Origin of the sequence: Streptomyces sp. NPDC005266, from assembly GCF_040607655.1 — a bacterium.
Lineage (GTDB): Bacteria > Actinomycetota > Actinomycetes > Streptomycetales > Streptomycetaceae > Streptomyces.
In genome coordinates, this window is sequence record NZ_JBEXHC010000009.1 from 25,852 (window position 1) to 40,543 (window position 14,692).

Here is a 14,692-nt window from a genome sequence, read left to right on the forward strand (position 1 = left end):
TGCCGACTGACTTGCCGTCAGTCCTTGAGGGTCTCGATCTCGCGTGTCTCGGCACGCAGCGACTGGACCATGTCCGTGATGGCGTTGAGGTCCTTGAAGTGCTTTCCGGTGATGTGGGTCGGGGGGACGGTGGTTCCGAGCTCCTCGCGGATATAGGTCAGGAGCCTCGCGGTGTTCATCGAATTCAAGATCCCCCATTCCAGAAGGGGGGTGTCCGAATTCAGGGAGGTTCTGCTGTCGTCGAGGAAGGTCTTTCGGATGTACTCGGCGAGCTGGTCGTGGACTGCGTCGCGCGTCACGGATTCCTCCTGGGGCGGTGACCTGCGGCGTCGGTGAGTGGCGAGTGCCGCGTCGAAGTGCTTACCGGCCGCTCGGCGAGCGGCCGGTGCGGTGGCGGGTCCAATCCGGGGCGAGCTGCTACATCGTCCGGGAGTGCGTGGGTGTCCGGTAGGCCCTCGGGGTCTCGACCAGGCGGAGGAACGCCTCGTCGAGGTCGTCCGTCGCCGCGCTGGCGCGGATCGCCGCGGGCGTGTCGTCGGCGATGATCCCGCCTTCGCGCATGAGAAGGATCCGGTCGCAGCGCGCGGCCTCGTCCATGACGTGGCTGGAGACGAGGATCGTGACGCCGGACGCGGCCAGATCCCGGAAGTGCTGCCACAGCTCGCGCCGCAGCACCGGGTCCTGTCCCACAGTGGGCTCATCGAGCACGAGGACCCGCGGATCGGGGACCAGCGCACAGGCCAGGGAGGCGCGGGTGCGCTGGCCGCCCGAGAGTGCGCGGACGAACTGGTCCCTGGCGCTTGTCAGGGCGACACGGTCGATCGCCCGTGCGGCTTCCTTCCCGCCCTTGCCGTGCAGTGCCGCGAAATGCCTGACGTTCTCCTCGACCGTCAGATCCCCGTAGACACTGGGGGACTGGGGCAAATATCCGATCTGGCGGCGCAGCACGGCCGAGCCCGCGGCTTGGCCGAGTACCGTCACCTCACCCCTCTTCATCTTCTGCACCCCGACGACCGATCGGATGAGCGTGGTCTTGCCACTGCCGCTCGGCCCCAGGAGTCCGGTGACCGTGCCCACCATGGCGCTGAAATTGACACCGTTCAGTACCGGCCGTCCGCCCCGGTGAACCACGAGGTTCCTTACGTGAATAGCTGCTGCGGGCACTTCGTTCTCCGTCCTAGGGTGGGAAACGCGGAAGACGTCCTCACGCCGTGCGCCGGCGCAGTGTGGCCGCGGTGGAGGCCAGGGCAGCCGCGGTCATGCCCACCATGACCGCCACGCTCACCCACATGGAGGCGCCGCCATAGGAATGCTCACGGGCCGCCGTCAGGGCACGGGAGACCGCCGAGAGCGGCAGCACACGTTCGAGTCGCTGGACCCATTCGGCCATGTCGGCGACCGGCCAGACGATTCCGCTGACGAGCATCTGCGGAATCATCACCCCAGGCAGGAACTGGAATGCCTGACCCTCGTTCTGGCAGACGGCGCTCACCAGAAGCCCGAGGCTCATACCGAAGACACCGCTGAACATGGCCAGGATTCCAAGGATCCAGGGCGGGCTGGCCGTTGACAGGTCGCTCAGCCAGTACGCCACCGTCACGGTGCACACTGCCTGCGCCAGCGAGGCGAGCACGGCGGCGCCAATATAGCCCGCGACGAGGTCGAGCCTGCTCGCGGGGGTCGAGAGCACCACCTCCAGTGTTCCCCTGGTCCGTTCCCGCACGATGGCCGTGCTGCCGACCAGGAACATGGAGAACACCGGGAACACGCCGACCATGATGACGCCGGTGGCGCTGAAGTCCGCCGCTGTCTCGAAGAGATGGCGCACGATGACCATGAGCAGTCCGGGAGTGATGATCAGCACCACCCTGGACCGCGGGTCCCGGAACAGCTCTTTGAGCACTCGACGCGTTATCGCCCGTGTCTTCTGGGGGGACATCACCTCAGGAACCTCCGTGGTATTCCGCAGACTCGGCTCGTGACGACCGACGAGCTAGGCGCTCCGGCGTCGCAGGACGGTGAGGGCGCTCACCGAGAACAGCAGGAGAATGATCAGGACGGTGGCGCCGAGATTGAGCGCGGCCGTCGCGGTGAGCGACGCGTGCCTCTGGAACTCGGCGACAGCCGCCACGGCGTACCGCCACGGAGCGACACTGGCGAGTACCTGCATCCACCGGTCCATGTCCTCGAAGGGCCGGAACAGCCCGGACAGCATCAGATGGGGCGCGGCCGTCGCCGCCAGGACCTTGGTGAGCTGCATCTCATTGCGGGCGAGGTTCGCCGAGAACAGGCCGATCGCCACCCCGAGGACGGAGCTGAGCAGGGCCATCAGACCGATCACCCACCACGCCCCGGCCGTCTCCAGGCCGAGCAGGCCGTAGGTGACGGACAGCGTCATCCCGATCTGGACCACGGCCGGCAGGGTGAACGCGGTCGCGTAGCCCACGAGCACGTCAAGTCTGCTGACCGGGGCCGTGAGCAGGTATTCCAGCGTGCCCCGGTACCGCTCCCGCTGCACCGCGAAGGCGGCGAAGAGGAAGGTGGGAGCCGTCGGGAAGAGGCCGACGACGATAAGTCCCACCCGATTGAACGACGCGGGGTGGTTGTCCAGGATTCCCGCGGTCAGCACCATGACGAAGGCGGGCGAGATGGTGAAGAGCACCATCGTCCTGATGTCTCTCCTGAGCTCCCGGAAGACCCGGTCCGTGACGCGTAGCGAGTTTCGTGTCAGCACGGGTGATCACCTCTCTGGCCGCACACGACCGTCAGGCTGAGCGGCGCCGGGGTCTCGGTGACGAAGGATGGCGGCCGGTTCACAGGACGCGGCGTCCCCTCACGAGCTCCCTGCTGCTCTCCCGCAGGAATCCGAGCATCAGCCTGCGCACGTCGTCGGGTGCCTTGGTGGCGGCCCACCACATGGTCTTGGAGACCCTGCCGAGGGTGGGGTTGATGAACCGCAGGTCGCGCTCGGTCCAGCCCCAGTGCCGGGGCACGAACGGGGCACGTTCGAGGTGGTCGTAGAGAGCGTCGGCCGCCTCCTGCCCGGTCACCTTGCCCGCCTCGTACGCGTCGCACTGCTCCACCATGTGGTTGAACAGCTCGGAGTAGCCCTCGTGGTCGGACCAGTGCAGGCCCGGGTTCTCGACGTTCTCCAGGTCCAGCAGATGGGCGTCGTCGCCCTCCTTGCGCCAACGCCGGAAGGCCTCCAGAGCGCGGAATGTTCCGGCGTTGGAGCCCCAGGCCCAGATGCGGAACACCGCCGACCACAGCTCATGGCTGGAGAACGATTGATAGGCCGCGTTCACGAGCTTGTCGTTTCCGTCGAACAGCGCCTGCTGCCGGCTGTCGACATCGGCGAAGCGCTCCGCCGAGAAGTCGCCGTCCCTGACTGCCCGCAGGATGCGCCAGGCGAGGACGTTCACCGCCTCGCACGTGTTGTGCAGCCCACGGGAGAACAGCGGATCGATGAACGCCGCCGCGTGCGCGAGCAGCACCCAGCGGTCGCCCACGGTGCGCGAGGAGGAGTACTGCAGACGGTCGGTGGCCACCCACTCCCGCACGGGCCTGGCACCTTCGAACTGCCTGGCCACGTCGGGGAAGCGGTACACATGCCGCCAGAAGTCCTCCTCGGGCGTGACACCGGGCGTCTTCGGATACCGCCGGTGATCGAGGGTGAGGCCGACGCTGCACAGCGGGTTCCGCGAGGAGGAGTGGTTGTCGAACGCGATGACCCAGAACCAGCCGCGATCGAACAGATGGTGGACCGTGCCGTCGTACCAGGGCACCGGGGGAGTGTCCGCCTTGGCGTGCCGGATCGCGTCATCGGTCCTGGGGACGCCCAGCATATGGTTCCAGATCGCCCGTGAGTGGTGCTTGAAGCGGCACGGGTCCTCCCGCAGCCCGAACTTCGCGGCGAGCGGGGAGCGGTAGCCGCTGGCGTCGACCACGTAGCGGGCCCGGAACTGCTCGCCCCGCTCGGAGCTGATGGTCACCCCCGAGTCGTCGAAGTCGATGTCGACCGCATGGAACCCGGTGCGCGTGGTGCAGCCGTACTTGACGGCGACGTTGTAGAGGTACGCGTCGGTGTCCTGGCGCAGCATGTGCGCGGCCGGGTGCAGCAGCAGCTTGGGAAAGTTGAACATCGTTTGCTGCCGGGGATCCTGCGGCCGACCGTCCTGGTGGTTCATGAAGCCGAAGTGGATCTTCTGGCCGTGAGCGGCGGAGATGATCTTCTGGCATCCGGTGAACGTCGACAGCGTCATCAGCTCCGGCACGTCGTATCTCAGTGCCATGGTGCGCAGCGTCACCAGCATGTTGGGAATGGTGGACTCGCCGATGGCGAACTTCGGATGGGACTTGCTGTCCAGCAGGAGCACCTTGGCCCCGCCCCGCGCCAGAATGGCTCCGAGCATGGAGCCGGCGAACCCTGATCCTAATATCGCTACGTCATGGATTGTCTTCTCTGCCTTGCCCGTGCCCAGCCTGTCTGTGTCCACGCTCTGGCTCCCGGAGTGCGGTAGTCGGCCTAGTACTTGGTCGGTTCGGGAACCCGCAGGGAACGGCCGACCATCGACCATCCGGCTACGAGGTGTTTGAACTCTTCCGAGATCTCGAACTCGCCCTTGCCGACGCGCTTTTTCAAGAAGAGCGTGAGACCTTCGTGGGTGAGCCTTCCGATCTCCGGCGGTGCCTTCCTCTTCGCCCACCGGAGGGTGTTGAGAATGCCGATAAAACTCGCGTCGATGCACTGCTGGTCCGGGTCCGCGAGGCCGAACGCGGGGGGAATGAAGTCGGCCTTCCGGAGGCGTTCCTGGATGGCGTTGGCCGCCGCGCCCGCGTCCATCTCCTCACGCTGGACGGCCTGGCAGGCCTCGCTCACCTCGCGGAGCAGTTCGAGCACCGGCGCGTACGGCGACTCCTCGGGGATGGCCTTGCCTCGCCACCAGGCGTGCTCCAGCGGTTCGAGCGCAGCCGTGTCACGGGTGGCGAGGAACCGCGCGTAAGTCCGGTTGACCTCAAAGGTGGCCATGATCTGGCCGAGCGCCCAGATCCTGAACCAGGCGTTCCACAGGCGCCAGTCGCCGAAGGAGGTGTAGGCGTTGGCGCACAGGTCGTCGTTGAAGTCCAGCAGGCCCTGCTCCAGCTCCTGCATGTGCGCGAAGCGCTCGATCGAGAAGTCGTCGTCGCGGATGGCGTCCAGGAGGCGGTGGGTCAGTGCGTGGACCGTCTCCATGGTGTTGGACATTCCGCGGGAGAAGAGCGGGTCGATGAAGCCGGCGGCGTGCGAGGTCAGGCACCAGCGGTGGCCGACGGTCTGGCGGGGCGAGTACTGGAGCCGTCCGGTGCGCACCCAGCTGCGGACCGGCCTTGCGTCCTTGAACTGGGCGGCGACGTCGGGGAACCGGGCGAGAAAGCGGTGGAACTCCTCCTCGGCGGAGCAGTCCGGCTCCGGGTGGAGGCGGGGGTCCAGCTGGATGCCCACGCTGCACAGCGGGTTGGTCGCCCGCGGGTGGTTGTCGAAGGGAATGATCCACATCCAGCCGCCGCGGAAGAGGTGGTGGAGGGTCCCCTCGTGCCATTTGGTCGGGAAGCCGCCGTCCGGGAGCCCGACCTCGTCGAACGGGCGCACCCCGGTGAAGTGGTTGAACAGGGTCCGCGAGTGGTGCTTGAACCGGGTCGGCTCCTCCCGGAGGCCGAGCTTCTTGGCCAGCACCGACCGGTGGCCGCTCGCGTCCACGATGAACTTCGCGCGCACGGAGGCCCCGCTCGCCAGTTTCAATGTCACCTCGTCGCTGCCGAGGTCCACGTCCACCACCGGCTGCTGCTGCCTGACGTGCGTGCCGTACTTGACCGCGACGGTCAGCATCCAGGAATCGATGTCCTGGCGGAAGTAGTGGTTCTCGGTATTGAGGATCTTGGGGATCTGGAAGTGCGTGCGTTCGCCGGGGAGCTGTCTTTCGCCTTCGCGGTGGTAGAGGAACCCGAAGTTGCGCTTGACCCCGCATTGCGTCGTGATATTGGCGTAGACGCCTTCGAAGGTGGCGAGATGTTTGATCTCGGGCACTCCGTAGCGCTCGGCGACAAGGCGCATCATCATCGAGGTGAACGGAATCGTGGACTCGCCGATCGTGAACTTCGGGTGAGTGTCCGCGTCGATCAGCACGACGTCCGCGTCGTTGCGCGCCAGGCATGCGGCGAGGATGGAGCCGGCCACCCCGGAACCGACGATCGCGACATCGTGGAGGTGGTCTCCGTTGCCCTTGTCAACCATTGATGCTCCTCCGTCTTCGCAGGGTTTCCGGGGTGTGGTGGCGTACGGCGACCAGTGCGTGCTCGAGCGGGCGGTTTCCGGTGCATCGAGATGCCGGAATGCCGGAATTCCTCGTCGTGCCGCCGCGCTGTCGGGGCCGGATTGGCGGTCCGGTCGACGTGTGTGTCCGCCAGGCGCTCGTCGAACTTGCGCTCCGGTGCCGGGGAATGAGGTGCGGTTCCCCTCCATCGGGCCCGCGATGCGCAGGCGGCGCCCGGAGCCATCAACTAATTCATTTGGTGATGAACTCTACAGGCGATGAATAATCGCGCGCAAGACCTGACCGGCGACCCGTCTGCGCCGGGGTGCCGTACGCCGCCGCGCCCTGCCGCTCGTCGCGCAGGCCGAGCCGGTGCAGCCGGGCGCGCACCGCCGCGGTGAAGGACGGCTCCTCGTGGAAGAAATGGCCGCCCTCCACAACGGTGAGGTCGAAGGTGTCCGTCGTCTCGCGGCTCCAGGCGACCAGCCCGGCGGTGTCCGTGAGCCGGTCGCACCGCCCCCCGAACGCCGCGACCGGGGTGGCCAGCGGTGGCCCCGGCGTCCTGGTGTACGTCTCGGCCAAACGCAGGTCCGCTCGCAGCAGCGGGAGATACAACCGCATCAGGTCCCGCTCTTTCAGTACCGGGCCCGGCGTGCCGCCCAGGCGTGCCAGCGCCTCCAGGAAGCGGGAGTCGGGTAGTTGGTGGATGGGCCGGTGGGAGAGCCCGGCCGCCGGCCCGTTGCGGCCGGAGACGGCGAGGAGACGGGGTGGGACGCCCCGGGCCTCCTGGATCCGGGTGACCTCGTACGCCAGCAGTGCTCCGAGGCTGTGCCCGGCGAGGACGTACGGGCCGGTCGCCCGGGCCCCCACCTGGTCCGCGAGGTCGTCGGCCAGCCGCGGCCACTCGGTGAGCAGCGGCTCGCGCATCCTGGTGAAGTGCCCCGGCAGCTCCAGTGGGACCAGCTCGACGGTCTTCGGGAGCCACCGCGACCAGCCGCGGTAGTAACCCGCGCTGCCTCCCGCGTGGGGGAGGACGAAGAGCCGGACCGCGGCCTGCCGCGGTGATTCGGCCGACGGCTCCTGCCTGGCGTAGGGCGCGCCGATGTCAGGACTGTTCACCCAGTTCTTCCTTTCCGGCTGTGAGGGGGCCGGTGTGTGGCGGAGGTGCCGGCCGGGTGGCGTACGGGGCCGGGCTGCCGTGCGGTCCCGTGCGCGGATTCGCGTGCGGGCTGGTGCGCCGACGGGTGCCGGGCCGGGTACGCGTGCGGGCGCCGGGCCGGCAGCAGGTCGGCGAGGAGCGTGCGGTGCACCGAGACCTCCACCTGCGGGGCGGCGACCGCCACCGCGGCGGGAAGGCGCCAGCCGTCGAACAGGTCGTGCAGCGTCCACTGCCCGGGCGGGCGCCCGCCCTCGGGTACCGTCTCGAGCACTGTTTCGCCGTTCTTCCCCGGCCGGGTGGAGACAGCGCGCAGATCGCCGGACAGGCCCACGCCAAGCGCCTTGAGCACCGCCTCCTTGTGGGTCCAGCTCCGGAACAGCGCCTCCAGCGCCGCCGGCCCCGAGAGTCTGCGCCACCGGCCGTATTCGCGGTCGGACAGTGCCGTGCGGGCCAGACCCGCGAGGTCGGACGAGACCCTGTGCGGCTGCTCCACGTCCACGCCGACCGGTCCCGCGGCGGTCAGGGCCACGGCCGCGAACCTCCCGGAGTGCGCGAGGCTGACATGCGGGCCCGAGCCGCCCGCGACCCGCGGTTTGCCGCCTGGCCCCCGCTCAAGGCGGACCAGCAGCGGCGTCGAGCCGATCGCCTCGGCGACCAGCGCGCGCAGCGCGGCCTGGGCTCCCATGCGCTGCCCCCGGTGCCGAGGCGGCACGGTGGACAGCCGGTTGACCTCGGCCGCGGGCAGCAGGGCCCGGGCCCGTGTGGTCGCCTCCCCGTCGTCCAGATCCACCAGCCACACCTGTGCGGTGGGTCGTGACATGGGGCCCTCCCTCCCTTGACAGGAAACTCATCATACATAGACTTCATTCATCGATGAATTAATTATGCGGGGCTGAAGACGCTGTTGAGCTGGACTTTCGGGAAGGTGGTCACGGGTGCAGGGGGATACCGAGACCGATATCGCCATCGTCGGAGTGGGGTGCCGTCTTCCAGGAGCAGTGAGGGACCTCGACGCCTACTGGGACCTGCTGGCCTCGGGCCGGTCCACGGTGACGGGTGTCCCGGCGGACCGTTGGGACGACCGCTTCCACGACCCGAGCCCGGAGCACCCGGGCACCAGCTACTGCCCCCGCGGCTCCTTCCTGGAGGACATCGACCGCTTCGACGCCGACTTCTTCGGGATCTCGCCACGCGAGGCCCACGAGGTCGACCCCCAGCAGCGGCTGCTGCTCGAGGCATCGTGGGCCGCAATGGAGGACTCCGGCGTCCCCCGGGGCCGGTGGACGGGCAGCCGCACCGGCGTCTACATGGGCATCCTCGCCGCGGACTACATGGTCCTGCACGCCAAGACCGCCGGTGCCGAGCGGATCAACCCGTACTACGCGAGCGGCAAGGAGTTCAGCTTCGGCGCCGGGCGGATCGCCTACACGTTCGGCCTGCACGGCCCCTGCCTGATGCTGAACACCGCCTGCTCCTCCTCGCTGATCGCGGTGCATCTCGCCGTGAAGGCGCTGCGTGCGGGGGAGTGCGACGCCGCGCTCGCCGGCGGGGTCAACCTGATGCTCACACCGGAACTGAGCATCTTCATGAGCAAGGTGTGGGCGCTCTCCCCGAGCGGGGTCTGCCGCCCCTTCGACGCCGCGGCCGACGGTGTGGTCCGCAGCGAGGGCTGCGGCGTCGTCGTGCTCAAGCGCTACAAGGACGCGACTGCCGACGGTGACCGGATCTGGGCGGTCGTGCACGGCAGCGCCGCCAACCACGACGGACGCAGCGCGGGGCTCACCGCGCCCAACGCGGTGGCGCAGCAGGACCTGCTCCGAACGGCCCTGCACGACGCCGGCCGTTCACCTTCGGACGTGGATTTCGTCGAGGCCCACGGCACCGGCACCCCGCTCGGCGACCCGCTCGAGTTATCCGCGCTGTCCGCGGTCCTCGGCGCTGGACGCCCCGCTGACCGCCCGCTGTATGTAGGCTCGCACAAGGCGAACTTCGGGCATATGGACTCCGCCGCCGGAATCGCCGGACTGCTGAAGGCGATTCTGGTGGCCCGCATGGGCACCACCCCACCTCAGATCAACCTGGAGCGGCCCACCCCGCAGATCGACTGGCAGTCCTGCGGCCTCGCCGTGCCCACGCGGGCCACCGTGCTTCGCCCCAGCGGCGAGCGGCCGCTCGTCGGGGTGAACGCGTTCGGGCTCTCGGGGACCAACGCCCATGTCCTGCTCGGCCCGCCGCCCGAGCCGTTCGACGTGCCCGCCGGGGAGCCCGGCGATGAGCGCACGAGCGGAGAGGGGCAGCCGGCCGGAGCCGCCGGGCACCGGCCGGTGCTGACCGTGTCCGGCCACACCGTCACCGCCCTGCGTGCCCAGGCCGCCGCCTACCGGGACCGGATCCGGCAGGACGACGGTGCGCCGCTGTCCGACCTGGTGCACACGGCCGCGGCCCGTCGCACCCACCACGAGCACCGGCTCGCGGTGGTGGGCCGTACCGGACAGGAGCTGGCCGACCGGCTGGAGGAGTACCTCGCGGACCGTGCCTCCCCCTCCGTCATCACCGGCGACGTCATGGACGGGGCCGCACGTCCGACCGTCCACGTGTTCTCCGGGCAGGGCTCGCAATGGCCCGGTATGGGAATGGACCTCTACGGCACGCAGCCGGTGTTCACCGAGACGCTGGACGCATGCGAGGCGCACTTCGCGCGGTACGCGGGCTGGTCCCTGCTGGACGAGCTGCGCCGCACCGAGGGCAGCCGCCTTGAGCACACGGAGATCGCCCAACCCGCCCTCTTCGCGGTCCAGTTGGCGCTGTCCCGGCTGTGGGCGTCATGGGGGCTCGGGCCCGACGTGGTCGTGGGCCACAGCATGGGTGAGGTCGCGGCCGCCGTCGTCGCCGGAACGCTGACCCTTGCCGACGCGGCCGGCCTGATCGTGCACCGTGGCCGTCTCATGCGGGAGACCGGCGGCTCCGGCCGGATGGTCGCCGTCGAGCTGCCTGCCGACGAGGTCGCCTCGATGCTCGAACCCTACGGCGACGAGGTCTGCGTCGCGGTCGTGAACGGCCCTGCCTCCGTCGTCATCGCCGGAGCCACCGAGGCGGTGAAGCGGGCCACCGCTGAGCTGAAGGAGAGGGAGGCCCGCTGCGTGCCACTGCCCGTGGACTACGCGTTCCACTCACGGGCCGTGCGTCCTCAGGGCGACGAGTTGGAGCGGCTGCTGGGCGGCCTGACCGTGCGTCCGCCGGAGATCACCATGCTCTCCAGCGTCGACCCGCTGCTGGACGTACCCGTCACCGACGCCGCCTACTGGGGGCGCAACGTCCGGGACACCGTCCGCTTCTGGCCCGCGGTCGACCGCCTCCTGGAACAGCACGACGCTGCCTTCCTCGAGATCGGCGTGCACCCGGTCCTCCACCGGCCGCTGCGCTCGGCACTGGTCCACCGAGGGCGGACCGGGCCCGTGGTGTCCTCGCTCTCCCGGGGCGAGCCCGCCGACGTCACGCTGGGACGGGCGCTCGGCGGTCTTCACGTCCGCGGCGTGGAGCCGGACTGGGCAGGGGTCAACGCAGGCCGACACCGCTACGTCCCGCTGCCGCCGCTGCCGCTCGGCGGGGACTCGTACTGGCTGCCCGGCGTCGAGCGCGGTCGGCAGGGCGGAGTGCGCACGGGGACCGAAGGGCTCCGCGCCGAGGTGCGCCTCCTCGACGCGGACGGACGGGTCGTCACCACGCTCACCTCTTCCGCGGGCACCGCCGCGGCCGTCCCCCCGTCGGCTCCCGCCGCGGTCGGCGAGCCCGAGCGCTCCGGGGCCGGCGCTGCCGCTCCGGCCCCCGCCGCCGCGGCGCAGGCGTCCGGCGCCGGCGGGGGCGGTACCGGGGCGCCCGGCGGGCGGGAGCGGATCGCCGCCGTGGTGAGCCGGATCTGCGCCCAGGTGCTCGGGCACGACCCGGGTCGGCGCGTCCCCAGGATCAGGGGCTTCTTCGAGCTGGGCATGGACTCGTTCTCGCTCAGCGACTTCGTGAAAGCCCTGGAGCGGCACTTCGGCATCGAGCTGGGGGACAGCGCCGGTATCCACCACCCCACCATCGACCAGATCACCGACCACATCGCTCTCCTCGTCGCGGACCTGGCCGACCAGGAGAAGACAGGCGCCGGGAAATCGCCCGCACCGTCCGAGCCGCTCCCCTCGGCCCCTCCGGTCGTGCCGGTGGCGTCGGCCCCCACCGCGCGGGCGGCCCGCCCCGCACCGCCCGTCGCCGAGCTGCGGCCGGTGCCGGCCGCCGAGCCGATCGCGGTCGTGGGGATGGCGTGCCGGATGCCGGGTGCCGACGGTCTCGAGGAGTTCTGGCGGCTGCTGAGCCACGGGGTTGACGCCTCGTCGGACATCCCCGCCGACCGCTTCGACGCCGGAGCGCTGCTCGCCCGCGGCACGGTCGCCCCGGGCACGATCGTCACCGGCCGGGGCTCGTTCCTCGACCAGGTCGACGGCTTCGACAACGCCTTCTTCCGGATCTCCGCCCGCGAGGCGCGCAGTATGGACCCGCAGCAGCGGCTGTTCGTGGAAGTGGCGTGGGAGGCATTGGAGGACGCCGGTGTCCGCACCGCCGAACTGCCCGGCTCCCGGGTCGGTCTCTACGTCGGGCTGAACACCACCGACTACATGCAGACGGTCACCCGCAACGCCGCCGACATCGACCTGTACTACGGCACCGGGAACTCGTTCTCCGGAACGGCGGGGCGGCTGTCGTACTTCCTGGGCGTACGCGGCCCCAGCATGGCGGTCGACACGGCATGCTCCTCCTCGCTCACCGCCGTCCACCAGGCCTGCCAGGCGTTACGGCTCGGTGAGGCCCAGCTGGCCATCGCGGGCGGCTCCAACGTGATCACCACCCCCACGGTCTACCTGTCGATGTCCGCGGCCGGGGCGCTGTCGCCCGACGGGCGGTGCAAGACGTTCTCCTCGGACGCCGACGGCTACGGGCGTGGCGAGGGCGCGGGCGCGGTGGTGCTCAAAACGCTCTCGCGCGCCCGGGCCGACGGGGACCGGGTCTACGCGCTCCTTCGCGGAAGTGCCGTCAACCACAACGGGGCCAGCGGCGGGCTCACCGTGCCCAGCGCCCAGGCGCAGCAAGAGGTGATCGCCGATGCCCTGGAGCGGGCCGGTCTCACCGGCGCTGACATGAGTTACGTCGAGGCCCACGGCACCGGCACCCGACTCGGCGACGGAGTCGAGCTCGCCGCGCTCGGCCGGGCCCTGGGCGCCGGGCGGCAGGCCGACGCTCCCCTGCTGGTCGGCTCGGTGAAGACGAACATCGGCCATCTGGAGGCCGCTGCCGGGATCGCGGGCCTCATCAAGACCGTACTCATCCTCGACCGGGGCGAGATCCCCGCACATCTGCACCTGCGCGAGGCGAGTCGGGAGGTGGACTGGGACCGGCTCCCGGTCCGGGTCACCGAGCGCCCGCACCCCTGGCCGAAGGAGCCGGGCCGGGCCCGGGTCGCGGGCGTCAGCGCGTTCGGCTTCACCGGCACCAACGCACACGTCGTCGTCGGCGAGGCCGAACCGGTGCCCGTCGAGGTGGGCACCGGGCCGGGACCCCGCCCGTACCTGCTCGCGGTCTCCGGCGGCAGCGAGTCGGCGCTGAGGGCGGCTGCCGACCGGATGCGCGCCCGGCTCACCGGCGCGGGCCCCGCCGAGCTGGCGGACATCTGTCACACCGCGGGAGCCCGCCGCACCCACCTGGGACACCGGCTCGTGGTGACCGGCGCCAGCGCCGCAGACCTGCGCGGGGCGCTCGCCGCGTACGCCTCGGGCGGCGCTGCGGCGGGCCTGCACGTGGGGAGCGCGCCACCGCGGGAGGCGTGCCGCCTCGTGGCCGTCTACGGCGAGGAGACGGCGGACCTGCCGTGGCGGCGGTGGGACGCTGCCGAGCCGGCGGTCGCCGCAGCGCTGGACGCGCTGGACGCCGAGACGGATCGACTGCTCGGCCGCTCCGCCCGGCAGGCTCTCCATGACGGTGCCGCCCGGCACGGCGACCCGGTCGCCGTGCTCGCGGCGCAATGCGCGCTCACCGCGATGTGGCGGGCGTACGGGGTGCGCCCGGTCGCCGTGGCCGGGCGCGGGACCGGCGAGATCGGTGCCGCCTGCGCGGCGGGGCTGCTCGACCTGCGTGACGCCGTGCGGGCGGTCGGCGGCCTGAGCGGTGTACGACTGCGCGGTATGCCGTCCACGGCGGTCCATTTGGACTCCGTGGCCGGCGGCGGCCTCGCCGACTGGGCCCCGCCGTCCGCCGTGTCGCGCACCCGGTGGAGTGCCGCACTCGTAGACGCGGTGGCCGCGGACGGGGCCGGGCTCGTGCTCGGCATCGGGCTCGACACTCCGGCCGCCGAACTCGCCGAACTCGCCGAACTCGCCCGCTCCGCCGATGTCGCGCCCGGTCCCCTGCGGCTGGTTCCCGCCTCCACCGACGGCCCGTACGACGCCCAGGACGCTCTGGCGCACGCGGCCGCCGAACTCCATGTGCGCGGAGGCGCCGTGGACTGGACCGCACTCCTCGGCGGGCCGCGGCCGGTGGTGTCCCTGCCGACGTATCCATGGCAGCGGCGCCGGCACTGGATCGACGCCGGGACGATCGCCGACCGGGCGCCACGCCCCGACCACGGTGAAGGTTCCGACCCTTCCGGGCTTCTGGACCGGTCCGAGCCTTCCGGACCTTCTGGATCCTCGGCGCCGGCCACACCGGTCGACACCGGCCGCACGGCACCCGCGGCTGCCGCACCGGTCGCCGTACCGCACGAAGTGCCGTTCGTCGCCAAGCTCCGAGCGCTGGAGCCCGGGCTGCGCGCCGACCGGATGCTCACCGCGGTGCTCGCGGCCGTCGCCGACGCGCTCGGTGAGTCCTCGGGGGCCGATGTGGACCCCGACCTCGGGTTCTTCGAGCTCGGCCTCGATTCGGTCATGGCCGTGGCCCTCACCGACCAGCTGGGGCCGCGGCTCGGTACCGAGCTTGAGCCCACGCTCACCTTCGAGCACCCCACATCGCGTGCGCTCGCCCAGCACCTGCTGGATACGGCGGTCGGAGCGGCACCCGCCACGCCGGATGCCTCCGCACCACCGGCGGAGCCCGGCGCACCGGCCGGACACGAGCCCGACGACGACCTCGCCGACCTGTCCGACGACGACCTCACGAACCGTCTGTTGGCTCGGATCTCCAGCTCGCAGGCCCTGCTGAAGTAGGTGGCGAAGAC

General features: G+C 70.6%; 9 protein-coding genes. 1 reads left to right on the forward strand and 8 read right to left on the reverse strand.

Annotation, left to right across the window (positions count from 1 at the left end; all coding sequences use genetic code 11):
* Nucleotides 1-17 precede the first annotated feature (17 nt).
* The 8 genes from ABZU99_RS18685 to ABZU99_RS18720 all read right to left on the reverse strand — a co-directional run bounded on the left by ABZU99_RS18685 (nt 18) and on the right by ABZU99_RS18720 (nt 8,269).
* Nucleotides 18-299: a phosphopantetheine-binding protein gene (locus ABZU99_RS18685; protein ID WP_355945777.1), complete on the reverse strand. Its 282-nt coding sequence runs from the start codon at nt 297-299 to the stop codon at nt 18-20.
* Nucleotides 300-417: 118 nt separating this feature from the next.
* A complete protein-coding gene (locus ABZU99_RS18690; RefSeq protein WP_355945780.1) occupies nt 418-1,164 on the reverse strand; it encodes an ABC transporter ATP-binding protein in 747 nt (248 codons plus the stop codon).
* A 40-nt stretch (nt 1,165-1,204) separates the two neighbouring features.
* Entirely contained in the window at nt 1,205-1,939 is a 735-nt protein-coding gene (locus tag ABZU99_RS18695; protein WP_355945783.1) for an ABC transporter permease, read from the reverse strand.
* 54 nt (nt 1,940-1,993) lie between these two features.
* Nucleotides 1,994-2,734: an ABC transporter permease gene (locus tag ABZU99_RS18700; RefSeq protein ID WP_355945786.1), complete on the reverse strand. Its 741-nt coding sequence runs from the start codon at nt 2,732-2,734 to the stop codon at nt 1,994-1,996.
* A gap of 79 nt (nt 2,735-2,813) precedes the next feature.
* Nucleotides 2,814-4,496 (reverse strand): tryptophan 7-halogenase, encoded by a 1,683-nt coding sequence (locus ABZU99_RS18705; protein WP_356049326.1) that lies wholly within the window; start codon nt 4,494-4,496, stop codon nt 2,814-2,816.
* A gap of 29 nt (nt 4,497-4,525) precedes the next feature.
* A complete protein-coding gene (locus tag ABZU99_RS18710; protein ID WP_355945791.1) occupies nt 4,526-6,271 on the reverse strand; it encodes a tryptophan 7-halogenase in 1,746 nt (581 codons plus the stop codon).
* Nucleotides 6,272-6,542: 271 nt separating this feature from the next.
* Complete coding sequence (locus ABZU99_RS18715) at nt 6,543-7,409, reverse strand: alpha/beta fold hydrolase (protein WP_356049328.1); 867 nt, start codon at nt 7,407-7,409, stop codon at nt 6,543-6,545.
* A complete protein-coding gene (locus ABZU99_RS18720) occupies nt 7,406-8,269 on the reverse strand; it encodes a 4'-phosphopantetheinyl transferase superfamily protein (RefSeq protein ID WP_356049330.1) in 864 nt (287 codons plus the stop codon). The genes ABZU99_RS18715 and ABZU99_RS18720 overlap by 4 nt, the downstream gene beginning before the upstream one ends.
* Nucleotides 8,270-8,384: 115 nt before the next feature.
* Between ABZU99_RS18720 and ABZU99_RS18725 the strand changes: the two genes are divergently transcribed.
* The gene (locus ABZU99_RS18725) at nt 8,385-14,681 is read left to right on the forward strand and encodes a beta-ketoacyl synthase N-terminal-like domain-containing protein (protein WP_356049332.1); all 6,297 of its coding nucleotides are present in this window, start codon (nt 8,385-8,387) and stop codon (nt 14,679-14,681) included.
* The last annotated feature ends 11 nt before the right edge of the window (nt 14,682-14,692 follow it).

Bases quoted from the DNA above. Each gene is read 5' to 3' on its own strand.
- ABZU99_RS18695 (WP_355945783.1), bottom strand. From the start codon at position 1,939: ATGTCCCCCCAGAAGACACGGGCGATAACGCGTCGAGTGCTCAAAGAG.
- ABZU99_RS18710 (WP_355945791.1), bottom strand. From the start codon at position 6,271: ATGGTTGACAAGGGCAACGGAGACCACCTCCACGATGTCGCGATCGTC.
- ABZU99_RS18720 (WP_356049330.1), bottom strand. From the start codon at position 8,269: ATGTCACGACCCACCGCACAGGTGTGGCTGGTGGATCTGGACGACGGG.